16 protein-coding genes are annotated in these 24366 nt (G+C 66.3%); 5 read left to right on the top strand and 11 right to left on the bottom strand.

The annotated features are described in order from the left end of the window. The first annotated feature begins 78 nt into the window (after nucleotides 1-78). Both RMP10_RS02495 and RMP10_RS02490 read left to right on the top strand, forming a co-directional pair. Nucleotides 79-630: an ECF-type sigma factor gene (locus RMP10_RS02495; RefSeq protein ID WP_310568895.1), complete on the top strand. Its 552-nt coding sequence runs from the start codon at nucleotides 79-81 to the stop codon at nucleotides 628-630. Then, nucleotides 627-3233, top strand: a complete 2607-nt coding sequence (locus RMP10_RS02490; RefSeq protein ID WP_310568894.1) for a serine/threonine-protein kinase — start codon at nucleotides 627-629, stop codon at nucleotides 3231-3233. Before RMP10_RS02495 ends, RMP10_RS02490 begins: the two co-directional genes overlap by 4 nt. On the opposite strand, the gene RMP10_RS02485 is transcribed toward RMP10_RS02490, so the two are convergent. From RMP10_RS02485 to RMP10_RS02475, 3 genes are all read right to left on the bottom strand, one after another. Further along, on the bottom strand, nucleotides 3220-4167 hold the full coding sequence (locus tag RMP10_RS02485) for a hypothetical protein (RefSeq protein ID WP_310568893.1): 948 nt from the start codon (nucleotides 4165-4167) through the stop codon (nucleotides 3220-3222). The genes RMP10_RS02490 and RMP10_RS02485 overlap by 14 nt on opposite strands. A gap of 154 nt (nucleotides 4168-4321) precedes the next feature. Further along, nucleotides 4322-6670 (bottom strand): DUF5916 domain-containing protein, encoded by a 2349-nt coding sequence (locus RMP10_RS02480; RefSeq protein ID WP_310568892.1) that lies wholly within the window; start codon nucleotides 6668-6670, stop codon nucleotides 4322-4324. A gap of 110 nt (nucleotides 6671-6780) precedes the next feature. Beyond that, nucleotides 6781-7221, bottom strand: a complete 441-nt coding sequence (locus RMP10_RS02475) for an OsmC family protein (protein ID WP_310568891.1) — start codon at nucleotides 7219-7221, stop codon at nucleotides 6781-6783. A gap of 389 nt (nucleotides 7222-7610) precedes the next feature. Between RMP10_RS02475 and RMP10_RS02470 the strand changes: the two genes are divergently transcribed. Further along, nucleotides 7611-7862 (top strand): hypothetical protein, encoded by a 252-nt coding sequence (locus tag RMP10_RS02470; protein WP_309673522.1) that lies wholly within the window; start codon nucleotides 7611-7613, stop codon nucleotides 7860-7862. 65 nt (nucleotides 7863-7927) lie between these two features. Beyond that, nucleotides 7928-9019: a hypothetical protein gene (locus RMP10_RS02465; protein ID WP_310568890.1), complete on the top strand. Its 1092-nt coding sequence runs from the start codon at nucleotides 7928-7930 to the stop codon at nucleotides 9017-9019. Between the two features lie 7 nt (nucleotides 9020-9026). Here the strand turns inward: RMP10_RS02465 and RMP10_RS02460 are convergent, their stop codons facing one another. From RMP10_RS02460 to RMP10_RS02425, 8 genes are read right to left on the bottom strand one after another with little or no spacing between them, the layout of a single operon-like run. Next, nucleotides 9027-12737 carry a DUF4175 family protein gene (locus RMP10_RS02460; protein ID WP_310568889.1) on the bottom strand — a complete coding sequence of 1237 codons (3711 nt, stop codon included), beginning with the start codon at nucleotides 12735-12737 and terminating at the stop codon, nucleotides 9027-9029. Next, nucleotides 12734-14815 carry a BatA domain-containing protein gene (locus tag RMP10_RS02455; RefSeq protein ID WP_310568888.1) on the bottom strand — a complete coding sequence of 694 codons (2082 nt, stop codon included), beginning with the start codon at nucleotides 14813-14815 and terminating at the stop codon, nucleotides 12734-12736. Before RMP10_RS02455 ends, RMP10_RS02460 begins: the two co-directional genes overlap by 4 nt. 26 nt (nucleotides 14816-14841) lie before the next feature. Next, entirely contained in the window at nucleotides 14842-15741 is a 900-nt protein-coding gene (locus RMP10_RS02450; RefSeq protein WP_309673518.1) for a DUF58 domain-containing protein, read from the bottom strand. Between the two features lie 7 nt (nucleotides 15742-15748). Continuing rightward, a complete protein-coding gene (locus tag RMP10_RS02445) occupies nucleotides 15749-16783 on the bottom strand; it encodes a MoxR family ATPase (RefSeq protein WP_345785767.1) in 1035 nt (344 codons plus the stop codon). Between the two features lie 15 nt (nucleotides 16784-16798). Then, nucleotides 16799-17578: a DUF4159 domain-containing protein gene (locus RMP10_RS02440; protein ID WP_309673517.1), complete on the bottom strand. Its 780-nt coding sequence runs from the start codon at nucleotides 17576-17578 to the stop codon at nucleotides 16799-16801. Beyond that, nucleotides 17575-19917 carry a tetratricopeptide repeat protein gene (locus RMP10_RS02435; protein ID WP_310568887.1) on the bottom strand — a complete coding sequence of 781 codons (2343 nt, stop codon included), beginning with the start codon at nucleotides 19915-19917 and terminating at the stop codon, nucleotides 17575-17577. The genes RMP10_RS02440 and RMP10_RS02435 overlap by 4 nt, the downstream gene beginning before the upstream one ends. Beyond that, nucleotides 19914-20864: a hypothetical protein gene (locus tag RMP10_RS02430; protein WP_310568886.1), complete on the bottom strand. Its 951-nt coding sequence runs from the start codon at nucleotides 20862-20864 to the stop codon at nucleotides 19914-19916. Before RMP10_RS02430 ends, RMP10_RS02435 begins: the two co-directional genes overlap by 4 nt. Nucleotides 20865-20872: 8 nt before the next feature. Then, a complete protein-coding gene (locus tag RMP10_RS02425) occupies nucleotides 20873-23164 on the bottom strand; it encodes a hypothetical protein (protein WP_310568885.1) in 2292 nt (763 codons plus the stop codon). Nucleotides 23165-23422: 258 nt separating this feature from the next. On the opposite strand from RMP10_RS02425, the gene RMP10_RS02420 reads away from it, so the two are divergent. Next, complete coding sequence (locus tag RMP10_RS02420) at nucleotides 23423-24202, top strand: Spy/CpxP family protein refolding chaperone (protein WP_310568884.1); 780 nt, start codon at nucleotides 23423-23425, stop codon at nucleotides 24200-24202. Nucleotides 24203-24366 lie beyond the last annotated feature (164 nt).

The following is a 24366-nucleotide window of genomic DNA, read 5'->3' as shown; positions in this document are numbered from 1 at the left end:
CAGCGCTGCATATTCACGACGGAGTCTCTGCAGTCTCCCCACCGCTACTATCTCTCCGGACGTCCATACCCAATGGAGATGCGCGATTTCACCGACCTTCCGCGCGACACGGCAGCGGACGGGAAGGACGGCCTCGATCAGGTAGTCCGCTCGGTGTACGCGGAGCTGCGCACGCTCGCACGCCAACGACTGCGCGCCTCGCCAGCCGAACGGTCGCTCAACACGACTGGCCTCGTCCATGAGGCCTATCTGCGCCTCGTGGACTCGGACATACCGGTGCAGGATCGGGAGCATTTTCTGGCGATTGCGTCACGCGCCATGCGACACGTGCTCGTGGATCATGCGCGAGCGCGCGCCTCCACCAAACGTGGGGGCGGGGTCGCGCTCGAAGAGCTCCATGAGGATGTCCTGATTGGTGAGCTGGATATCGACAAAGTGATGGAATTGGATGCCGCGCTGACGAGGCTCGAGCAGCTCGACGAGCGACAGGCGCGTATGGTCGAGCAGCGCTACTTCGGCGGCCTCACACTCGAGGAGGTCGCCGCCGCAATGGATTGCTCGCTCGCGACGGTGAAGCGGGACCTGCGCTCCGCGCGAGCGTGGCTGGCCACCGAGTTGCGCGGCGCATGATTCCCGAACGCGCACTCTGGCAACGGGCCCGCGCCGCGTTCGACGAGTTGGTGGACCTGGATCCGGCGGTGCGCGGCGCACGGTTACAGGAGCTGAAGCAAGACGACGTCACTTTGTACGCGGCGGTCGCGCGGCTACTCGACGCCGACTCGCGCGCGGAGGACGCGCTTCGCGACTACAGCTTTGGATCGCTGCACGCCGTGCCCGCGGCGGTCGCGAACTCCCGTGATCCGTTGGGCATCGTGGGGCACGTCGTGTCGCATTTCCGCATCACGGATTTCGTGGCGGCTGGCGGTATGGGTGTCGTGTATGCCGCACAAGATGTGCAGCTCGGGCGCACCGTCGCCCTCAAGTTTCCGCTGCCGCAGGAGCAGCTCGATCGCGCGGGGCAGGAGCGTTTTGTCAACGAAGCGCGATCCGTCGCGTCGCTCGATCACCCCAATCTCTGCAGCATTCACGAAATCGGCGAGAGTGAGCACGGTGTCTTCCTGGCCATGCCGCTGTACTCCGGCGAAACACTGCGGGACCGTCTCGATCGCACCGGTGCGCTGGCGACGGACGAAGCAATCGAGATCGTGCGGCAGGTGACGTGCGGACTCGTCGCCGCGCACGAGGTGGGGATCGTCCATCGCGATCTCAAGCCGGGAAACCTGATGCTGCTGGTTGATGGCTCGGTGAAGATTCTCGACTTCGGCCTGGCCAAGATACGCGACGTCAATCTCACGAAATCGCGCATGACCCTCGGTACCATCGGCTACGTCGCGCCCGAGCAAGTCCGGCGACGCCCTGTTGATGCGAGAGCGGACATGTGGGCGGTGGGCGTGATGTTGTACGAGATGCTGACAGGGACGCTCCCGTTCCGCGGCGAGCACGAAGTCGCGATTCTGCACGCCGTGCTGCACGAGGAGCCGCGACGTCCGTCAGAGGTGAATCGCGCGCTGACCCCCGCGATCGACAATCTGATCGGCGCGCTGATGCAGAAAGACCCTGCGGCAAGGTATCAATCCTCCGGGGCGCTGCTCGCCGACCTTGAGGCGCTCCAGTCCGGTGCGTCGGTACGTCACCGTGCGCCATTCTGGAGCCGAAGTGTGCGACGACGGCGGGTTCGGGCGGCACTGCTCCCGGCCGGAGCGGTCGTACTCGTGGCAATTGGCGGCGCGTCGTGGGGCATCAAATTCCGCGCGGACCGCGTCGATTTGACGCGCGCCGAATCAGCCCGCGCGCCAGTGCTCTCGTGGGTGCGCGACACGGCGGACATCCGTACCGCCGCGCAGCTGCTAGCTGCCATGGATCCGGTGAACACCGGCCGTGCGGTGCGCCTCGCCGCGGGCACGTACGACATGTCGAGTCCAATCACCGTCCCCGACGGCATGACGCTGATCGGAGCGGGCGTGATGGAGTTCGATGCGCAATCGCTGCCCACCGGCTTCACGGACGCGACGCGATCCACCATTCGCATGCTGGAGAGCAGCGACGGCAGCGTCATCTCACTCGGCCACCGCACGACCCTTCGCGGACTCGAGATCGTCGATCTGGAGGGGCGCTCAGGCAATGTGATTGCGGTGGCCTCGCGGCGCCCGCGAGATAGCGTAGACGCCGCGATCATCGAGACCGTGATCGTGAATGCGAATCCGCTGGCCATCGGCGCCTCTGGCGCACTGGGCCGCGGGCTGTGGGTCACCACGCAGAACCCGAACATGGGGAAGGAACCCGCACCACATGAAGGTTCGGTCGTGTCGGTGCATATGACCCGCTCCATTATTCGCTCGCCATCCGGAGGTGGTGGCTTCTTCGCGTATAACTTCGCGGCGGAGAGCGGCATCCGGCTCGAGATCGCCGGCAGCGTGATCGGCGGGAGCAACGAGGCCAATGGGGGTGTGAGCCGACCGGACGCGGTGCATGATTCCAACGTGCATCTCGTGTCGACCGGCAACCTGTATCGCAACGAGTGGATGGACCCCTGCGTCTCGCCGTTGCTCGGATGGAACTTCACCGGAGGCTCGGGCGCCCCAATTCCCATTCGTTTACCGGCAACCACGAGAAACCAGCTTCGAGTGCAGTCGGTGAATGACCGGCTGGAGGGATTCACGACCGGCGTGATCGCCACCGGCGGGCGCCGTTTCTTCGCGGAACCATTGAACGCGGCACCGACCGACAATCACATCGAGCTGCAGCTGATCGGGACCACGATCTCCACACCGGCCTGTGAAGACGGCGACGGCACCACCGCCTTGGACAACACGGCGGGCATTCCCGCCGCGCGAAAGGTCGTCGTCGCCGACCTTCGCCTAACCGGCGCCGCCGCCGAGATTGATCGCCTGCATCCGGGCGATCGCAACACGGTACGTGTTGAACTCCGCGGCGTGACGGGGAGCGGACGCAGGTCGAACCGGTACATCGACGAGGGCGGGCCGTTGGGCGAGCTCCCGGCGCAGTTCCGGGGGAGCGGCAATCGGCTGGAGATTGTTGGTGACCCGCAATCCTTCGCGCGTACGAATCGCGCCATCGCACCGGCGCCCGCCCCCAAATACTTCAAACCCATCCAGACTGCCGCCGCCCGCGAGCCGGTTTCGGCGGCGATACGGCGCTTTACCTTCCGATGAACGCTGACCACTGTGTGGCCAGCGGTCGCTTCGGGAACCAGCTCGACGCCGCGAGGTCGCCGGTGAAGGCATGACTCGGAGCGACCTGGCCGTTGGCGGGATCGCCGAGGAATCCGACCTGTGGCGAGGTCTGCCGGAACGGGCCTGCGTGTCCGAGCGGCAGTACGGCGCGCATCCAGTCAACCGTAAGCTCGCGCTGCGCCAGTGAGAGTGAGTTGTGCGGCACGCCAGGCTCGACGGCCATTGCCCACGGCGCGCCGGCGCTACGGAGCGACGCAAACGATGCGCGCAGCATTGGATTGTTGACGACCACATCCAACTCCGCGAGCACCATGTACGCCGGCACGCTGAGGGCCTCGCCCGACAACGACGCCACGACGCTCGGCACTTTGAGGAACAGCCCCGCGACGCGTTCGGGATTCCGCTGCAGGAATCCGCTCGCTTCAGGACCCCCGCCCGAGAGGCCGTACAGCAGAATCGGCGCGTCACGGAGTTCGGATCGGCCGGTCAACACGGCGGCCTGCTCGAGGGCAGCAAGAAGTGCCAGGTCGCTCGCCGGTACGTTGGGGTACGCCGTCGGTCCGAACCGCCCGGCGCCGAGGATCGCCAAACCGCGCTCGGCAGCCAGCTCACGGAACCGGGCACCGAGGTCCTGCAATAGCGGCTCAACCAGCGGTGGGGCGCGAAACGAAGTACCGACGGCAAATCCACGGGTGTCGGGCCCGCCGAGCGCCAGCACGATGCCGCGCACATGGTGCACGTTCGCTGGTATGTGCAGCGCGAAGTCGCCGAACTGCAGGTTGGTGGCTTCCGGCGCCTGAGCAGCATTGAGCGCCGGCGATGGCGTCTCCGGGACCGTGATGTCGCCGCATGCCCCGAGCGCGGCGGCGCAAAGGGCCGTCACGACGAGTCGGCTGGGTAGGGAATTCCACATCGCAGAACCTCCGAATGCGAGAAAAGGCCGTCAGTATGAGGCTTCATCTCTTCTTTCGGAATTTCTGGGCAAACCGGCTCACGGCCGAAACAGTTGGTGGGTTATCGATTGAGATCCGGGTTCTCCCAGATCAGCATCGATTGGGCATGCTGACTCAGCGTGTCGTGCCGCGCACGCGGAACAGATAACTGATCTTGATGAATACCCCGTCGTTCGTGCGCTGCACATCGATAGGGCGCATCGTTTCCGTGGCATCCACGCCCGTGCCGTATCCCACGTACACCACCGTGCCCGGACTGGGCAGATAGCTCACCAGCACATCGCCGCGTCCCAGCAGAGACTTTGTGGCGCTGCGTGCGGTGTAGCTGCCGCCGGCCGTGCGACGGAGCAGGGGGCGCTCGGTGCGCGGATCGCGCAGGGCGCTGCGGTCGCGCGACTCCATCTGACCCACGAAGCGCAGGAAGAGCGCCCGCGAGAACTGATACTCGAGACGCAGCCGCGGCACCACCTGCGTGCTGAAGCGCGAACCGTCGCGCGCGCGCACGAAGCGCTGGTAGCGCAGCAGCGTCCCGATACGGATCTGCGTGCTGGGGCGCAAATCGATCTGCGCCTCGACATCGCGACGTCGCACGGTGCTCGTTTCGAAAAACTCCGGCTCGGTGCCGGCGATCGCGGTCAGCGTGGCGCCGATTCGCTTCCACTGCGGCGTGTTCACGATGAGCGTCGTACTGCTCGTACGCTGCGACCCGCTGGCGGTAAAGGCGGTAGTGTCGACGCCGTTCAGCGGCGCCACGGCATACCCCGCGTACCGACGCGCGTCGAAGGTGACGATTTGCAGGTCGGGAATCACGCTGACTTTCCAGCCGCCGCGAATCGTCATCGAGTTGTCGAGCGACAGCTTGGTTTCGAGCGGGGACTCGCGTTGTGCAAATCCGTCGTAGCTCCAGAGCGAGGAGCCAGAGAAGAAATGTTGACGCTGATCCCACCACCCGCCTTTGCGGCCAAACATCGTGAACCGCTGGTTGATCTGTCCGCGCACGAAATCCACACGATTCACAAAGCCCGTTCTCGTCTCGAACGTCGGCGAGAACCCTTGGATCCCGTACCGGTAACCGTAGCCGCGGCCGGTGCGACCGGTGTTGGCTTCCCACAGCGTGCCGCTACGATCCGTGCTGTCGCGGGTGAGGCTTGTGGCGTACCGGACTTCAGCGCTGTAGGTCTTCGCGAACTGTAGTCGCGAATCGAAGCCGGCCACGCGATTGAAGCGAGCTCCTTCATGACGATCGGTCAGCACGATGCCGGCCGTGCTCTGGTCGCCGATATCGCGTCGCAGGCGCACGATGGTGAAGAGCGGGCTCGTGGTGCCGTCGCTCCCGGCGCTCGGCGCATCGAGCGCCGACAGCAGGCCGACGTCGGTGCGCGGAATCTTGCCGGTGAGTTTGATCGCGCCGAGTGGCTGCACGATCGAGCGGGTGTTCACGAGGCGGTTCGGGGCGTCGAACTGTTCGCTGCCTTCCACGAAGAACGGGCGCAGCTCGGGAAAGAAATTGGCGAAGCGCACGTCGCCGGGAATCTGTCCAACGTCGGTCTCGACCTGACTGAAGTCCGGATTCGCCGTCGCGTTGATCGTGAAATTGGAAGAAACCCCCCAACGCACGTCACCACCGGCTTCCCCCTGCGATCCGTAGCGCCAGCTGTTTTCGTTGCGGGTGCCGCGGGTGGACGCCGTGGTGGTGGGGGTGAGATCGAGCACCAGACCGCGCTTCATCCCGGTCATGCCACGCAGATAACCCGCCTGTGGCGAGAAGCCCTGATTGGCCTTTGAGGTGGGCGCCCACGTGTCCTGGTAGCCGGTGCGCTGCGTCTGCCGTACGATCTGCAGTCCCCAGTCCTGCGTCGCGCGCATCTGATAGCGGATCGATTTGAACGGGATGCGCACCTCGACTTCGTACCCGTCGTCGAGCAGGCGGCCCTTGGACTGCCACACGTAGTCCTGCGACAGGTCCACCGATTGCAGCGCCGCGCGCGACACGCCGGGGCCGGCCGACTGGTCGGTGCGCATGCCGTCGGCTTGCACGCCGAACGGATTGACGGCGAACACGAAGGCGCGACGGCGATCGTTGAAGGTGTCGAGATGCAACGCGATCCAGTCGTCGTTGGTAATGCGATCGCGCTCGGCAAGGGTGGCCCGCACCGTCCCCGGCGTCGCGAAGGCGCGAATGCCGACGTACATCGCATCGTCGGCATACCAGATGCGCACCTCCGTCTCGTCCTGGGCCGGACGCCCGTCCACCGGATTGTACGACGTGAATTCCGTGAGGCGGCTGGCGCGCTGCCATGCGGGCTCCGTGAGCTGACCATCGATGGTGATGGCATCGGATAGGCGCGGGGCGCGGACGTCGAGGACCCGCGCCCGACCGGAAAACACCGCCGTGCTGGCGGAGGATTGGACGGGAACGGGATCGCTGACTTGTTGCAGCAGCGCAAACAGGAGGGGGAGCATATGCCAAGGTTAACGCGCAGCTCCCCCCAATCGATGTGTCTGCGGAGCGATTCTGTAAAACCCGCTCGAGTCCGCTTCATAGCGTCACCGAGCGGGCACTGCGCTCGGCTTTACTCCGCCCGCAGCGTGGCTTCGAGCGTGATCGGCACCGACGACAGTGCCTTCGACACCGGGCAGCCCACCTTCGCCGCGTTGGCCTTCTCATGGAAGGTCGCGTCGTCGATCCCCGGCACGACTGCATCGAGGGTGAGCATGATCCCGGCCATCGACCAGTCGTTACCCTGCTGCGCCATGGTGATCACCGACTCCACGTGCAGCGCGGTCGGCGCGAAGCCCGCACCGGTGAGCTGGAACGAGAGCGCCATGGCAAAACACCCGGCATGCGCTGCCGCGATCAGCTCCTCGGGGTTGGTGCCGCTCCGCCCCTCGGCGTCGGCAAACCGCATTTTTGTGGAATACGGCTGCTCCGCCAACACGCCGCTGGGCGTGGTGAGACTACCCGAACCTTCCAAGCCTGTGCCGAGCCAAACGGCCCTTCCGCTACGACGCATCGATCACTCCTGCGAATCAACGTTGATGGACGGTGGTGAACACCGATGAACACACGGCTGAACACACGGGTGAACGGCGAATCCGCGCCCAAGGTGCCCGGGATGATCGAAGTGTAGCGTAACCTGCTTGGGGACGGCATGCGGGGGAACCGATGACGCCGAGATGCAGAGCGCGCAGAGTGCGCAGAGGTAAAGCCATTGGGTTGTCTCTGCGACCTCTGCGGCCTCTGCACCTCAGCGTGATCTGGCACTGAATCGGCAGGTGGCCTCGCTGAACCGATCACACAGAGGTTTGGAGGAAAGGAGTGCACGGGGGCGAGCGCGCGAGCCAATGCGCGCCGCGACGATCCGGCCTTGCCGACTTTCGTACCACCCCGTAGTTCACGGAGATGCGAAACCACCCAACGCTCAAGGCCATGTGCTGTAGCCGCCGAGTCCGATATGCCGCCCTGTCGCTGCTGACGTTGCTGGTGTCGGCGTCGGCGCACGTTCAGTCGCAAGCCCAGACGCGCCGCTGCCCGCAGTTCGCACGGGTACCGGGCTACGGCGCGTGCACGAACATCGCGGGCAACAAGTGCGGCTTCTGCACGTATCGGTGCAACGACGAGACTGTGGTCCGCTGGAACGTGTGCGGGGGATAATCGCGCGCCTTCTGCTGGTGTGCGCACTGCCGGCAGGTGTGCTGGCGTGTGATCGTACGGAGCCGGTGAGTGACGAGGCTCCGCCCGAACTCCGGGCGGCGATGGCGACGCGCACGATTTATCCGGCGAAGCGCGAGGAATGGCGCACCGACATCACGGAGCACACCGACAGCACGATGGTGCCGCTCGTGTTTCGGGCCGGTGGTACTACGGTGGCGCTGTTGCAGGAGTCACCCATGCGCATTTCGCTGTTCGAGCTGAATCGGCGCGGGATGTTGCTGGCCACGCGTCCGGCGCGGATCGACTCGGTGCTCAACGCGGCGGTTCCGCGCGACATCATTGCTCCTACCGAACTGTCGCGCATTACCGACGATGGTCAGGTCGATGTGATCGATAGCGCCACCAGCACGCTGGTACGCGAGTCGATTGGCGGCTTCATGTTTCGTCGTGAGCTCCCGCTGCTGCGCGGGGGCAGCGGCAAGCTCTGCACGCTGTCACCGGCCACGCTGTTGCATGTGCGCACGCTCGGGCAGCGAACCGTGCTTGAAGCGTTCACGCTCACGGCGAGCCCGAAGGACGACGCGTTGGTGGGTCGACACCGTCTCACGGTCGCGGCGTCGTCGCGGGTGCGGTGGGGCAATGGAGACGCGCGGCGGTGTCTGTTGCTCACCGATCGTGAAGTGCTGATCGTGAGTGGGCCCGTCGACCCCAGCACCGGTGCGTCGCCACAGCTCACCGCGCTGCGGGCGCCGGGTGATTCGGGGCCGCCGCTCACCATCGAGCGTGTTGGCCGTGCGACCGATAGCGCGCGCCTGCGGCAGCCCTTCGTGGTCGATGCCGCCATCGTGGACGGCGGCTTTGTGGTGTTGGTGGGACTCGAATCGGACACTCAGGGGCGCGTGCTCGACTACTACGACGAGCGCGGACGGTATATCCAGAGCGCGATGTTGCCGTTCACGGCGTCGGCGATGTCCGGGGCCGGGCCGCGTTTCCTGGCGCTGCATCAGGACGAGCGCTATCGCTGGTGGCTTTCGTCGTGGCTGACGCCCATGGCGGCGCACGGTGCCACTGCGCCACCGGAGCCACGGCAGCTCGATGACGCGCCGGAACGACAGCTGTTCGCGCGGCCGACGCGGGCGCGGCGACCCGGCGCCTGACGGCGATCTACGGACGCCGCTTCGACCCCGCCAACACGCGGTAGTACTCCTCGACCAACGCGCGATACTCCGCCGGTGCCGCCGCGCGAGCACCCGCCGCCGGCCGTCCATCGGCACCCAGTCCCACCGAGCGATACAACGCGAACTCGAAGTTCTTGAGGCGCTCGAGCATCGCCGTCTGCAATTGGTCGAGCCCCTTCGGGTCGCCGAACGCGCGACTGTTCTCCAGCTGACGCAGTCCTTCGATGGCGCGATCGAGTTCACGGGTGTCGACGCCCTGCGCGGCGGCTTCGCGACGGAGGCCCTCGGCGTTCTCGCGACGCAACCGGAATTCACGCGCGAACTGTTCCGGCGTGCCCGACGGCATCATGCCACCGTCGTTGCCGGTGGGCGACGCCTGCCCGGAGGGCATGCTGCCATTGGGCATGCCGCCAGCGCGCGGCGCGCCGTTCGCATTGCCGCCGCTTCCGCCGTTTGCTTGTTGGCCGCCTTGCTGGCCCTGACCTTGTCCCTGGCCCTCCTGCTGGCCTTGCCCTTGCCCCTGACCCTGCTGCTGGCCCTGTCCTTGCCCCTGCTGGCCGCTCTGTTGCCCTTGGCCGCCTTGTTGGCCCTGCTTCCCTTGCTGGCCGCTTTGCTGCCCCTGTGAGCCCTGCTGGCCCCCCTGCTGGCCTTGTTTATCGGCCACGCGCTCGCGCAGAGACTCCAGTCCCTCCACCAGCGCCCGCGTGCGCTCCAGCGTGCGTTCCTGTGTCCGCGCCGCCGACTCGCCCGACATCGCGCCCGTGGCCGCCCGCAGCCGCTCCGCCACGTCCTTCAGATTCTCGCCGATCTGGCCTTCGAACTGCGACGCGTACTCGGCCGAGCCGCCGCGAATCACCTGCTTGCTGAAGTCGATCTTGTCTGCCACCCGCGTGTCGCGAATCGTTTCCGCCGCTTCGCCCAACTTGCCGGCCGCCTTGGGCTGATCGCGACGCGCTTCACGCGCCAACCGATCGGCGTCCGCTTCGAGCTTTCGCACGTCGTTGCCCAACGCGTCCTTCTGCTCGCCCAACCGCCGCTGCTGTTCGTTGCGCGTGTTTGGCGCCGCCCCCTGCATTTGCTTCACGCCCTCGGCGATCTCCTGCTGACGCGCCTCCAGATCCCGCGCGCGCTCGGCCAACTGCTGCACACCACGATTCAGTTCGTTCGAGCGCGTGCCCTCGAGATTGCGTGCTGCCCGGTTCAGCTCCTCGAGCGCCGCATTACCCTGCGCCGCTGATCCGCTCGACGCGCGACGCATGGCATCGGCCGCCTGCTGCAGGCGCTGCGCGGCGTTGCCGAGTTCGGGATTGTTCTGCTCACGCGACAAGCGCTCCAATCGGCGTGCTTCTTCCTCGGCCTGACGCGCCAGCTCGCGCTGCGCGCCGCTATTGGCCTGCTGTCCCTGCGCGCCCTGTTGTCCGCCCTGCTGTCCGCCTTGCTGTCCACCTTGCTGTCCGCGGCCACTGCTGGATGATGCACCGCCACTGCTGCCCGCCGCGCCGCCGCCCTGCTGCTGGCCCAAACGCTGACGCATGGCTTCGGCTTGACGCTGCATGCGCTCGTTCTCCTGCTGTTGACGCTGCGCGAGTTGCCGCAACTTCTCCAGCGTTTCGTCGACCGCTTGCTGCGCGCTCTGTTGCGACTGCGACTGCTGCTGCACCGCTTCGTACTGGTTGCGCAGCTTGTCGTTCTCGAGTTCGAACAGGTCGGCGAGGTCTTCGGCTTTCTGTCCGCCACCACCACCACCACCGCCGCCTCCGCCACCACCGCCCATTTGCACCTGCACGTCGCGGTACAGCGCTTCGGCGCGCTGCAGATGCTGCAATGCCTTCTGCTCCAACGGCAGGGCGTCGGTACCACGGCCGCGACCCAGCTGCTCTTCGGCCAGCTTCATCGTGGCCGCTGCCGCTTCGGTTTCCACGCGGATCTTGGCGAACATCGTGTCGCCGGCCGCCAGGCCGCGCTCCTTCAGGCTATTTGCCAGCTTCGTCACTTCCTCGCGCAGACGTCCTTCGGCAATCGTGAGCGTGGTGATGTTCTCGCGACGCTTCTTATCGACGGTGCTGCTGCTGTCACGCAGCCAATTGAAGGTGCCGGCCACCACCTCCTTCTGCCGGGCCACGAATCCTTCCGGCGACTCACCCTGCGGACCACCACCACCGCCACCGCCGCCCTGCTGTTCGGCCTGACGATAGTCCTTCGAGAACGGTCGGATTTCGAGGAAGTAGACATCGCTGCTGCCGCTGTGGCCCGATCCATCCTTCGCCACGGCGTGATACGCTACCAGGTCGCCCGGTACCAGCGACATCTCTTCCAGGAACAGCGTGTGCGCGGCGCGTGCATCGCGCGGCCGGCGCGTCGTGCTGTCCTGCATCACGATGCGCTTCTCAGGGCCACCATTCACGCGATAGCGCAGCTCGAGCGCGACCACGCCAAGGTCATCACTGGCCTGCACCGCTACGGTGACTTCATCGGTGTTCGACGCCTTCGTGTCGCGCCCCGGCTCCTCGATGGTCACGCGCGGCCCGCGATCGGGAATCGCATCGATCACGTACTCCACGGAACCGGCCACCGTGGTGCCGTCGGTGGTGATCAGGTCCACGTGATAAAATCCGCTTTTCGTGACCTTGAAACGACCGGCTACTGCGCTGTCACCTTCGATTGTCATCGGTGTTGTGGTGCCATCGTCGAAGCGCAGCACGCCGCTCGCCACCTTGCGGGTGACCTTGGCGTGCACCACGACGGTGGTGCCCATGATCGCCGCCACGTCGCCACCGTCTTCCACGTGCTCGGCCGGCATGCCGCTATACGCCGGGAAGTTGAGGTCGAGCGACACGTTCGACACCGCCGGCAGGTCGTTCACCGTGAGCGTGTAGGTGGGCGACCGCACGTCGGCCGACTCCACGTAGTACTCGGTGGGCTTGGTGATATCGAACAACCGCGAGCGGAAACGCGACGAGTCGGCTTCGGGGCTCATGGGCAGTCGCTGCCATTCACTGGCGGAATCGCTGCGGAACACCAGCTCCGCGCCGTCGGCGGCGAAACCCACCAACGTCGCATGGACTTCAATCGCACCACCACGCGGCACCGCTACGTTGCCCGGCTCGATGCTGAGCGCGCGCACCGGCACCGCCGCTTCGGCCGTACCGAAGGGCACGAACAACAGCTTGGCGCCTTCGCGTAAGCGCGCGGGACCTGCCACGAACATCAGCACGGCCACCGCGGACACACCACCCAGCATCTGCCCGGCGCGCACCATGCGCGGACGCTCCAACGCCGCGCGCTGTTGCAGTGGGGCTATCGCTGCGCTCGCCCGCGACATCAACCGCGCCGACAACGCCCCCGACTGTCGCTCGCTCTCCGGCACGTGTGCTTCCTGCACGGCCGTGATCAGCGCCTGCTTGAGTTGCGGAGCACGTTCTTCCACGTACAGCGCAAATCGCTCGTCACTGGCGCGCCGCATGAGCGGCAGCACCAGCCCGCGGATGAACGCCGCCGCGATCAGCGCGTAGCCGACCACGCGCGCGATGATCGGCGCCCGCCCGTCGCCACTGAACAGCGTGAGCACGAGCATCGTGGCCAGCACGGCCAACAACACCGATGCCCCGATCCACACCAGCGACTCGAGGAGAATACGCTGGCGCCACTGGCGGCGGAGCGCGCCGAGTGTGGTAAGGAGCTGACGGTCGGGACTCATGCGGGGCTCCGGTCGGAAGAGGACACGGGAGGAACAGGACGGACACGTCGGGCCACGGCGCGCCATCCGCGCGTGGCCATGATGGTTTCGACCACGAGCACCAACGCCACGATGATCAACAGTACCCGCCACGGATTCTGACGGCGCTCCAGCTCGGCCGTCGTCGGTGGCGCGTTCGACACCATCGTGCCAGGCTCGGCGTCGCGCACGCCCAGCAACAGCTCGGTAGTGTCCATGGGCGTGAGCTCGGATTCACTGGCCGGCGCATTGGCAGCTACGCGACCTACGGCCGTCCCGGTGGCACTCACTGCGAACGCCTCATACACGCCGGCATCGGCCAGCGGCACCGCGGTACCCAGTGAGTCGGCCCGCGGCCGCACTAGTGTGCCATCCGGCGCGCGCACCACCGGATCGTTCACCGACGGCGACAGCGACCAGCTCTCGCTGGTGGCGCGCCAGAGTGGCACGGCATCACGGCCGGACGTGTGCAACACCAGTTGCCGGACGAACGGCAGAAACGCCGGCTGCAGCGGGAAGTCACTGCGTTGCGCATCGAGCGGTACGGTCAGCACGACTAAGCGGCCTTCGCCGATACGCTGTTCGAGTACGGCAGGGAGCCCATCATCGAAGCGCGCCAGTACATCAACGGGGCCGACAAGATCCACCCGCGGATAGCGCAGAAAGCGCACCGAACTCAGCGCATCCGGCACTTCGCGGAACGGAGTGAACAGCGGATGCTCGATGCGCACATCGCGCAGTGTCCCCCCGCGATCGGCCAACCGGTCGGCCAGTCCACTCATGCGCACTGGCAGCAGCGGCAAGTTGTCGCCACGTTGTGCCGCGAGTCGCGAGCCGGCAGCGATCACGACACCACCGCCCTTGGTGATGTAGTCCTGCAGTGCGGCCACCGACGACGCCGACGGCAGCATATCCCAGAACACGATCAGACTCGTGCGGGCCAGCGCCTCGCGACTGACCGGGGCCGAAGCCAGGCGATCGATCTGAATGGCGGGCGCCGCGCCGATAGCGAGTGCGCGCTCCATGAACAGCGCTTCCCCGGCCGCGCCTGCTGACGGTGACACCAGCGCCACCCGCACGGCGTCGTCGCGCGGCACCACCGCGTGCAGCGTGTCGTCGGCCACCAGCGCATCGGGCTCGAGCGACACCAGCAGTGCCACGGCATCATCGGGGGCGGGCACTGGCGCGAATGTCACGACGGTTTCGCCATCGGGCTGCAGCGACACATCACTGCGCGCCGCGTCACGCCCGTTCACGGTGAGCCGCGCCTTTACCATGCGCGCGCTCGGCAGTTCGTGTGACTGCACGCGCGCCTTCACCGCGAGCAGTGACCGCGAGCCATCCATCACCCGACGCGCTTCGATCACGCGTACGGCACTGTTGGCGCGCGTGGCCGCCCCCACGGGAATGCTGCGCAACTTCACCCCGGCTGGCAGATCGATACCGGCAATGCCGGCCGCGCCCGCCCGCTGGAGGTCGGAAATCACGATGATCTCAGCCGCCGCGAACGGTGCATCGAGCAGCATCTGGCGCGCCGTACGCAACGCCGGCGCCAATCGTGTGCCGCGGGACATCGGCTTGAGCGTGTAGATCGCGGCGATGGCCTGCGTTTTGTCGTCGCTCAAACGCTGCAGCACTTCGGAGGCATCGTCATACGCTATCACACCCACGCGATCGCCAGCGCCGAGTGCGTTCACCACCGCGCGGGCCGAATCGAGCGCCCGCGGCCACACGCCCTGATAGCCCATGCTGAGTGAGCGATCGATCACCACGACCACCGCCTTACGACGCGTGTCGCCGCCGGCGGCGGCGCGATCGGTCAGTACGGGGCGGGCAAACGCAAAGACGAGCGCGGCCACCGCCAGCGCGCGCAACAGCAGTAGCGGCCAGTCGGTGATGCGCTGACGCTGCGATGTGCGAATGGGCAGTTGCTCGAGGAACATCAGCGACGGGAACCGGTACGGCCGGTCCTTGTCGCGATGCCGCAAATGCATCAGCAGCGGAATCGCCAACGCGGCGAGTCCGGCCAGAAATGCAGGAACGAGGAATCCGATGCCCATGCGCGCGTGACCCGGTTAGTCGATCGTCAGCGTACCCGACTGCGGGCGAGCCGCGCGTCGAGGTAGGCGTGGAGGGCACGGTCGAGAGGTTCGCTCGTGTCGAGACGGACGTAGTCGGCGCCGGCGCTGGTGAAGCGCTCCTGCAACGCCGCATGGTGCGCGGTAATCAACGTGTTGTACTTCTCGCGCAGCTCGCCGGGTCGGAGCGGCAACAGCGCGCCGCTCTCGGCGTCTTCGAACGTGGCCGGCATGTCGCCGGGCAACTGCTTCTCCGCCGGATCGACCAGATGAAACACGATCACATCGTGCCCGCCCATGCGCAGCGCGGCCACCGCGCGTCCGAGTGCCTCCGGCTGTTCGTAGCAGTCGGTGACAAGCACCACGATGCCGGTGCGCGTGGTGAGATGTCCGATACGGCTGATGGAGTGCACCAGCCGGCTCGGCCCCGCCGCCGTGGCGCGCGCCAAGGTGTGCAACAGCAGCTGCAGATGACGCACCGAGGGCGGCACGACATCCACCAGCTCTTCCTTGAACGTGGCCAGACCGATGCGATCGCCCTGCGACTTCGACAACCAGGCCAATGATGCCACCAGGAAGCGCGCGTAGTCGAACTTGGTGACTGCGCCGCTGCCGAAGTCCATCGAACCCGACGCATCAAGCGCGAAGATAACGCCGGCGTTGGTGTCGGCGTCGTACTCCTTGATGTAGAACCGGTCAGTACGCCCATACACGCGCCAGTCGATGCGACGCAGATCGTCACCGGGCTGGTACGAGCGATGCTCGGCGAAGTCCAACGACGAGCCTTTGCGCAACGACCGGTGCTGGCCGTGCATGAAGCCGTCCACGACCGTGCGCGCCAACAGCGCGAGATCGGAGATGCGCGCCAGCATGGCAGGGTCGAGAAAAGACGCGGGGGCGGTGGCCACGAATCGCTCAGAGCGAGGAGCGGGGCAGCGGCACGCTCTCGAGCAGACGCCCGATGAGCGAATCGGTGGTCACCCGCTCTGACTGCGCCGTGAAGTTCACCAGCACACGATGCCGCAAGACGGGACGCGCCAGGGCTCGCACATCTTCGAAGCTGGCGCTGGCTCGGCCCTGCAGCAGCGCCCTCGCCTTGGCACCCAACACCAGCGCCTGTGCCGCGCGCACCGAGGCGCCATACGACACGAACTGCGTCACGTAGTCGGGCGCGCCTTCGCCCGGGCGCGACGTGCGCACCAGCTTCACGGCATACCGCGTGACGGCATCAGCGATCGGCAAGCGACGCACGACGCGCTGATAGGCCAGGATCTCTTCTTTCGACACCACCGACTGCACCGCCTCCGGCGGCAGCGAGGTGGTCGACTTCACCACCGCGACTTCGTCTTCTTCTGGGAGGTAGTCGAGCATGACTTCCAGCATGAAGCGATCGAGCTGGGCTTCCGGCAGCGGATAGGTGCCTTCCAACTCGATTGGGTTCTGCGTGGCGAACACGAAGAACGGCTTGTCGAGCTCGTAGGTGCGTCCCTGCACGGTCACGCGACGCTCTTGCATGGCCTCCAGGAGTGCCGCCTGCGTTTTCGGCGGCGTCCGGTTGATTTCGTCGGCCAGCAGCACGTTCGCGAACACGGGGCCGGGCATGAAAGCCAAGCGGCGCTGACCGGTGGTCGGGTCGTCCTGAATCACATCCGTGCCCGTGACATCGCTGGGCATGAGGTCGGGTGTGAACTGAATGCGCGAGAACTTGAGGTCGAGCGCACGGGCCAGCGTGGAGATCAACAGGGTCTTGGCGAGACCGGGGACGCCGACCAGCAGACAGTTGCCGCCGGCGAAGAGCGCGATCAGCGCTTGCTCCACCACGACGTCCTGACCCACGATGACTTTGCGCAATTCACTCGCGATGCGTTGACCGGCGCCTTGCAGGCGATCGGCAAGGGCGCCGTCGTCGAGACGGTCGAGTTCGGACGTGGAGGGGGCCGGAGCAGTCACCTAGTTCCTCGGGGGCTAACGGGTCAACGCGTAGATGATGTAGTTCACGCCGAGCTTGTACGCTTCGTTCGACATGTCGAGCGGGAACATCCCCGTGTCGGAGAATTCCCAGTACTCGGACAGGTCATTGTTGTAGTTCACGATCGCCAGCATGCGCTTCTTCGGATCGTTGTCCTCGAACACACCGTAGAACACCGACTTTGCTCCTCGATACACCGGATGGTCGTACTCCAGACTCTTGATGCGATAAAACGAGTCGAAGATCGGATGCGACAGATCCAGCTCGATGGGCCGCAGGTTCGGCAGTACCTTCTTCATCTGCATTTCGAAATTCATCCAATGCTCGCCGGCGAAATCATCGAAGATGATGAAGCCACCCTTGGCCAAGTAATTGCGCAGTCCCAACGCTTCGGCGTCACTCGGACGCCAGAATCCCGCCTCCGCCATGTACGCAATCGGGTATTTGCCCAGCAGCGGATCGTCAAGCGTGAGGATGTTGCTAGCATCAATGCGCACCCGCGTGCTCGACAGCTCACTCACGATCTTGGTGAAGTGCCGCTCGCCGCGCGGATAGTCGTGGCTCCACGGAATGTCGCGGCCGCCGCGGAATCCGCCGCCGCCGCCGAACTCCGGCATCTGGTACTTCACCCGCACGAAGGTGAGTCGGCCGTCGTACGGCACGTTCGGGAGAAACGCCGGTTGCTGGCCGCGCCGCTGCGCCTGCGCCCGCTCACATGGAGCGAACGACGACAACAGCAGTGCCGTGAACAACAGGACGCGGGTGCGTGATATCATTTGCCGCGGAGCTCCAGCAACAGGGCCTGTGCCTTCTCGAACGACGGGGCCTCTTCGAGCACCTGCAACAACTCGCGCCGGGCACCCGCGATATCCCCGGCGTCGCGCAGCGCCCGCGCCAGCTCGTAGCGCGCGTCGAGCAGATCGGTGGGCCCCATGGCGATAATGGCCCGACGCTCCAGCACGGCCCGCGCGCGATCACCCTGTGCAGCACTCAGCGTAGCCATGCGCACGTGCACCGTGGGATCGTATGGCCAGATCCAGTTCAGCCGGTCGAGGGCGCGAATGGCCCCGGCTTTGTCGCCGCGTGCTTCGCGCAGATCGGCCTCCATCATGTTCGCCTCCCAGGCCGTCTCGTTGCGGCTGGTGACCTGCTCCACGAGCGTCAGCGCGCGCGCCGTGTCGTTCGCCGCCCGGGCCATGTCCGCCAGATACCACGACGGACCGTCATCGCCGCCGTACTCCGGAAACATGGCGCGCGCCTGCTCGAACAGCGCCCGTGCGGCAGTGCGGTCGCTCCCCATCTTCGACACCGCTTCGCGCATCGTGGCCACAAACTTCCCACCGCTGCTGTCGTTGGGTGTTGCCCCACGCACGGCCGCGATCGTCAGCGCGAACTTGCGCTGCGCGTATGCCTCGAACTCCGCGTCAACCTGCAGCGGCGTCTTGCCCAGCACTTTCTGAAACACGCCGGGCGTATCCATGCCGTCGCGATAAGCCTTCAGCATGGCCGGCAACGCCGCCGCGCCGCGCGAGGCTTCCACCATCTCGCAGAACAACGATGCCTCGTAGTAGCTGAACTGGGTCTCCTCGGGGAAGCGCGGACGCAGGAAGCCGTCACTGAGCTGGCTGATCGGGCGCAACTTGCCGTTGGCCATGGCGATCACGTACGACACCGTGGCATCGGCGCCCCAGCCACGGCCCACGCGCCGCTCTTCCAGCACCGAGAGTCCTTCCGACAGCCAGCGTGGTACGCGATGATCCGACGCGCCCAAGGTGAACGCGTGCGTGAGTTCGTGCCACGCTGTGCTGCCCCAGTTGAACTCACCCTTCGCACGTCCGTTCGGGGTGTCCATGGCCAACAGGCTGCCGAAGCTCACGCCCAGCGCGCCAAGTCCGGCCAATCCCACCGTGCGCACCGAGAAGTCGGCGTGATATCGATAGAACTCGAGCCGGATCGGTGTGGGCGGCTTGTATCCGTAGCGCACCGCGAGTGAGTCGTAAGCCTGCTCAAGCAACGGCACGATGTACAACGCCAGTAGGTCCGCTTCTTCCGGCGGCGCGACGACACGAAAGCGTCCGCGATCGATCGTGCGGAACGTCTTCATCTTATCAAGCAGGTCGAGCGTGTTCTTGTGCCACAGGTTAAACGGATCAAGTGCGAACGCCCTCTCCAGGGCAGCACGTCCGGCGTCCATCTGTCCTATCCGCAACTGGTTCGTGCCCAACACGCCATACGCCAGCACGTACAGCGAGTCGTAGCCCGTGGCGCGTTTTGCCAGCGCTACCGCGTCGGTGTACCGACGTTGGCGCACCGATGCCTCGGCCAGCTCCGTATAGAACGGCGCCGGCGCCGGCTGCAACGCGGTTACGGCCGCCAGGGCCTTCCGGAACGTGGCGCTGTCGCCGTTCAGGAACGCCATCGAGCCCAGCACAGACCACCCCGCGCTCGACGTCGAGTCGGCATCGATGGCGCGCTGCGCGTACACCCGCGCCGAATCGTACGCCTCCGCGTCGCGATGCATCTTCGCCACGAAGGCCAGCGCCTCGGCATAACGCGGATCACTTGCGATGCTCAGGCGCGCCGTGGACATCGAGTTGCCCTTCCCCTCGAACTCCTCCACCCGCGCCATCGCCAGCAGCGCCTTGGCGTCGGTAGGCGAGCGTCGCAGGATCCCCTCAAACGACAGTCGCGCATCGGGCGCGTTGTACTTCTCGAGGAACAGCTCACCCGCACGCAACTGCGCGTCGAAGTTGGTGGAGTCGGCCGCCGTGGCGCGATCGAATGCCGCCAAGGCCGAACGCACCGCCTGCGCATTGCCGACACCGAGCAGCACGTAGGCGCGACCGGCCGAGAGATATTCGTCGCTGTTGCGCGCGCCGCCTTGCTCGTACGCCGCGGTAATGCGACCCGCGCGCTGCGTGGCATCACGGCGATCGCCGCGACGTGCCGAGGCTTCGGCGGCCGCGATTTCGGTAGCCCAGCGATCGGGGCCCGGCACCCGCGGTGGCAGCGGCGCCACGCGTGCCGACGGCTGCGCGGCGGCGCGATCCTGCCCACACGCCACCATCGGCGCGAGCAGGGAAACGGCCGCCAGCACCCACACCGACCGCTTCACTTGCCACCTCCCGCCGCACGGATCGCCTTGGTCTTCTCGGCCAACGCCAGCAACAGTCGTTCCAGTTCCGCGTCGTACGCCTCGGCGCTCATCGAGCCCTTCTTCGTGCGCAGTGACGCGACTTCCGACTCGAGCGCCTGGCGCTCGACGATCAGCGCCGCAATGCGTGGATCAGCCGACGCCGCGGTCTTGCCGAAGGCCACACGTGACGCCAACAACGAATCGCTCACCAATGCATGCTCGGTCTGCATGCGGTTCGAGCTGGTGTACACCTTGCCCACTTCGGTGCGGGCGAAGCGGAACACCTCGAACACCGACAGGCGTCCGTCCTTGTCGGCATCGGCGGCATCGAGTCCCAGCGCGCCGGCGAAGTACTGCAGAAACACCGACTCGTTGCGCTCGTTCGACGTCTTGGTGGCCGTTACGACCACGCGATTCGGTGCCTTCAGTACCGGCACGAAATCTCCGCTGCCGGTGGCGGCATTCACGAACACCACCTGTTGTTTGCTGAAGCCGGCCAGCCACGACGCATACTCAGCGGCCGTGGCGTCAGGACCAGGCAGGTTCACCTTCGATTGCGTGCCTTCACCGCTGCCGTGGCCCATGAGCATCACGAACAGCACGTCGCCAGGCTGCACGCGTGACGACAAGCGCAGGAAGGCCTGCGCGATGTTCTCGCGCGTGGAGCGCCCCGACGACAGCGCGGTGCGCACGGAGTCTTCGGTGAGCACCATGAGACTGGAATCACTCACGCCCCAGCGATTCTTCGCGGCATCGCGCGCCGCCTGCGCCGACGCTTCGAACGAGCGCTTGAACTGCGGTTCACCTGAGAGCCCGATGACCAGCAGCACGTGCGTGCGCTGTGCACTCAGCGGCAGCGCGGTCGCCAGTGACACCGCCAGCGCGAGCGCCCCGCGAACCATGAGCGTGTGAACACGATGCATCATGCCATTCTTCATGCCAATCCTCTCCATCTCCGGTATCCCCACTCCGCGCCGAGCAGCAGCGCCACGAGGAGGAATACCGCAGGCATGTCCCACAGGTCCTTCGCTTCGCGCACCGTGACGCCGGCTTCGGTGAAGACGGCGTCTTCGGCCAGCTTGCCGGCATCAGCCAGCGGGTAGTAGCGACCGCCGGTCTCTTCGGCGATGCGGCGCAACAGCGACGCGCGCAATTCCGCCTGCGCCACGTCGGCGCCGCGCTCGTCGACCAGCAAGGAGCTCGTCGCCGTCTGCACCGAATCGCGGCCGCGGGTGGCGACGGCATCGAGCACATAGCGACCGGTGTCGGTGGGCGTGAAGCGGGCGGTATAGGTGCCGTCTTCGCGCAGCGTCCACTCCAGCGGCACGTTCTGCGCGTTGCCGTTGGGTGACGTGACGGTGACAGTAACCGTGGCATCGTTCACATCGGTGAAGAACGGCGTGCTCACGCGGGCACGCAACGACACCGGTTCACCCGGTGCCACGCGCGACGGCGAGGCCATGATCTCGAATGGGGCGGGGGCGTCTTCCACCATCCAGCGCACCAGCTGACGCCACAGCGTTTTATGCGTGACGTCTTCCACCGGAATGCTGCTGTCCATCTTCCAGAGCCAGCTGTCCTGCACACCGAACACGGCGCTCATGCCTCGACCGTAGCGTTGCCAGGCCAAAATGGGCACATCGCTGCGACCACCTTCGGCGGTGCCGGCCAACAACATGGCGGCACCCGCGCGCAACGCACCCAGCCGATTCACCGTCGTGAGCGCGGGCAGCGAATCCCAACGCGAGCGCGACGACACGAGGGTGGAGCGCAACTGCAGCGCGGCGTGCACTTCCCCGGCGCGCGTCGGGCGCACCATGACCGGCGTGGCCGGACCGTCCACATTGACGCTGCCGGCAGAAATCGTTATCGGCAACACGTCGGCCAGCGGCGTGCCCGCGTAACCGCCTTCCGACAGCGACGCGCGTCCGCCCAACACCATGAGACCACCACCGCGCAGGCTCACGAAGTCGGCCAGCATGCGCAGTTGCTCGGTGGTGAAGAACGATGCTTCGATGCTGCCTAGAATGATGGCGCGATAGCCGAACAGCTCTTCGCGACTGGTGGGAAATCCGCCCAACAAGTCGAGACTGTCGCGCACGCCGAGACGCAGGAACTTGCGTTCGGCACTGCGCATGAGCCCCACGACCTGCACCGCGCTGTCGTTGGCCACCGCGCGGCGCAGGAAGGCGAACTCGGGGCGTGGTTCTCCTTCCAGATACAAAATGCGATCGGGGCCGGCGCGCACTTCGATGCTCGTCTGCCACTCGTTGTTCTCCGTGACGATCTCGGTGGGCAGCGCTTTGGCGCGAACCGCAATGCGGTGCACTCCCGGATCGAGTGGCGGAATGCGGAAGCGCACCGTAGTGAGGTCACCCTTCTCGCCCACGCGCGCGGCTTCGGTGGCGACCACGCGACCGTCGGCTTCGACGATGATCGGCACCGGATCTCGTCCGGCGCCACGAATGCGCACATCGGCTTCGACCACACTCGATGCGCCGGCCAGCGTACGACGCGGCGCCTGGACGCGTTCGATCGCGACATCGCGCTCGAACCGCTCGGTGCCCACGCCCACGGTGAACACCGGCACGCGCCGCGCGCGCAACGCCAGCAGCGCATCGTCGAGCGCGCCGCTGCCGTTGTCGGCGCCATCGGACACGATCACGACGCCGGCCAGCGGCATGCCGTTCAAATCTTCACGCACATCGTTCAGCGCTTGCGCGAGATCGGAGCGCGTACCGTTCGACTTGAGCGATGCGGCGCCGGCAATCGGCGAGGCATCCGCCGCAAAACGAAAGCGACGGATCGCGAACTTCTCGGCCAGCTGCTTCGACAACGCGCCCGTGTCGGCGAAGGTGTGCTGCAGCGCCGCCGTGCGCGTGCTGTCGCCCACATCGCGAATGCGCATGCTGCGCGAATCATCCATGAGGACGGCGAGCACGTTGCGCTGCGGTACCGCCGATGCGATCACGAGACCCGGCCGCAACAGACAGCCGATCACCAACAGCACGGCCGTCGCGCGCAGCGTGGCCAGGATCGCGCGATCGGTCGGACGCAGCGAGCGCACGCGCGCGTACGCTACGATGATGATCAGCAACACGATCGCCGCCGCCGCGGTCACGAGCATGACCGGTACGACCGGTGCCAACACCAGATCGCCCCGTGCGAAAACGCGCGGAGGATACTTGAAGAGCAGGGTGGTGACGGATTCGAGCCAGTTTCCCACGGAGTGATCGGGGCGGGGGCGGGGGCGGGGCTGGCGTGCCGGTCACGCCAACAAGTAGGACACCATGCGGCTCACGAGAGTGCACCTTCGCGCACAAAGCGTCTACCCCGTGACGCAATAGTCGGTCATCCCGTTGGATTTTGTTTTTGGTACGCGGTGCGGTGCTTCAGCGCCTTAACATCCATTTCGCAGCCTCGTCTAATGGGGTGAAGCGGGCGCCAGTCTCGGCGAACGCGGCCCACACTGGAGATAGATCCCATGCGAAGCTCTCATTCCCGTTCATTGGCGCTCGCCCTCACGCTCAGCGCGTTCGGTCCGTCGCTACTCGATGCGCAGACGCCTCCCGCACAGCGTCCGCCGCGGCCGCGTGCGGCTGCTACTCCAGCACCCGGCGCGGCTGGTCCCGCGAATGCACAGTCTGGACCGGCTGGTCGCGTTGGTGGTCCCGGTGCCCGCAACGGACGTGGTGGCCCTGGCGGTGGACACCCGGCCGCGATGTTGCTCCGCGCCCGCACGCAGCTCGAGCTCACCGATGATCAGGTCAAACGACTCGAGGCCCTGGCGGCCGCTCCGGCGCCCAAGTCGAACGCCACCGACATGATGCGCGCGCAGGCCGATCTCCTCGATGCCACGCAGGGTGATGGCAATCTGACGGGTGCCCGAGCGGCGCTCGACAAGCTCAGCCGCCTGCGCAATGATCAGCTGCTGGCCCGTATCAAGTCGCAGCAGGATGTACGTGCGGTGCTCACTACGACGCAAAAGACCAAGGTCGACAACATGCGCCAGCAGCTGCGCAGTCGCGTCGGCGCCAAGCGTCAGCGCGGAATGCGTCAGGGTGGCTTGCCCCAGGGTGGCATGCGGCAGCGCGGTATGCGGCAGGGTCGCGGTCAGATGGGCCCGGGCATGATGCCTGGCATGGGGCCGGGCATGATGCCGGGACATCCGCAAGGCGGCCCACAGGGCCCACAAGGTCCGATGCCGCGCATGCGTCGCGGTGGGGACGTGCCCGACACGGCCCCGGTACCGCCGGTCAACTGAAGTCCGGAACGCGCGAGTTCATCACACTGTAGGTGATCAAGCCGGGGCGCTGCGACAGCGACCCGGCTTTTTCATGCGCTGCCCTTGCCACCGAGCGGCGGTACCCGCCCATTAGGCGCTTCACCGCTTACGCCGAGTCCTGCTGTGCCCCATCTCGTGCCTCG

It is taken from the genome of Gemmatimonas sp., assembly GCF_031426495.1.
Classification (GTDB): domain Bacteria; phylum Gemmatimonadota; class Gemmatimonadetes; order Gemmatimonadales; family Gemmatimonadaceae; genus Gemmatimonas.
This window is presented reverse-complemented; position numbering and strand designations above follow the sequence as displayed.

Excerpts from the sequence above, each read along its gene's own strand:
- RMP10_RS02495 (WP_310568895.1), top strand. The coding sequence starts at position 79 with ATGCGCGATTTCACCGACCTTCCGCGCGACACGGCAGCGGACGGGAAG.
- RMP10_RS02490 (WP_310568894.1), top strand. The coding sequence starts at position 627 with ATGATTCCCGAACGCGCACTCTGGCAACGGGCCCGCGCCGCGTTCGAC.
- RMP10_RS02485 (WP_310568893.1), bottom strand. The coding sequence starts at position 4,167 with ATGTGGAATTCCCTACCCAGCCGACTCGTCGTGACGGCCCTTTGCGCC.
- RMP10_RS02480 (WP_310568892.1), bottom strand. The coding sequence starts at position 6,670 with ATGCTCCCCCTCCTGTTTGCGCTGCTGCAACAAGTCAGCGATCCCGTT.
- RMP10_RS02475 (WP_310568891.1), bottom strand. The coding sequence starts at position 7,221 with ATGCGTCGTAGCGGAAGGGCCGTTTGGCTCGGCACAGGCTTGGAAGGT.
- RMP10_RS02470 (WP_309673522.1), top strand. The coding sequence starts at position 7,611 with ATGCGAAACCACCCAACGCTCAAGGCCATGTGCTGTAGCCGCCGAGTC.
- RMP10_RS02460 (WP_310568889.1), bottom strand. The coding sequence starts at position 12,737 with ATGAGTCCCGACCGTCAGCTCCTTACCACACTCGGCGCGCTCCGCCGC.
- RMP10_RS02455 (WP_310568888.1), bottom strand. The coding sequence starts at position 14,815 with ATGGGCATCGGATTCCTCGTTCCTGCATTTCTGGCCGGACTCGCCGCG.
- RMP10_RS02440 (WP_309673517.1), bottom strand. The coding sequence starts at position 17,578 with ATGATATCACGCACCCGCGTCCTGTTGTTCACGGCACTGCTGTTGTCG.
- RMP10_RS02430 (WP_310568886.1), bottom strand. The coding sequence starts at position 20,864 with ATGATGCATCGTGTTCACACGCTCATGGTTCGCGGGGCGCTCGCGCTG.
- RMP10_RS02420 (WP_310568884.1), top strand. The coding sequence starts at position 23,423 with ATGCGAAGCTCTCATTCCCGTTCATTGGCGCTCGCCCTCACGCTCAGC.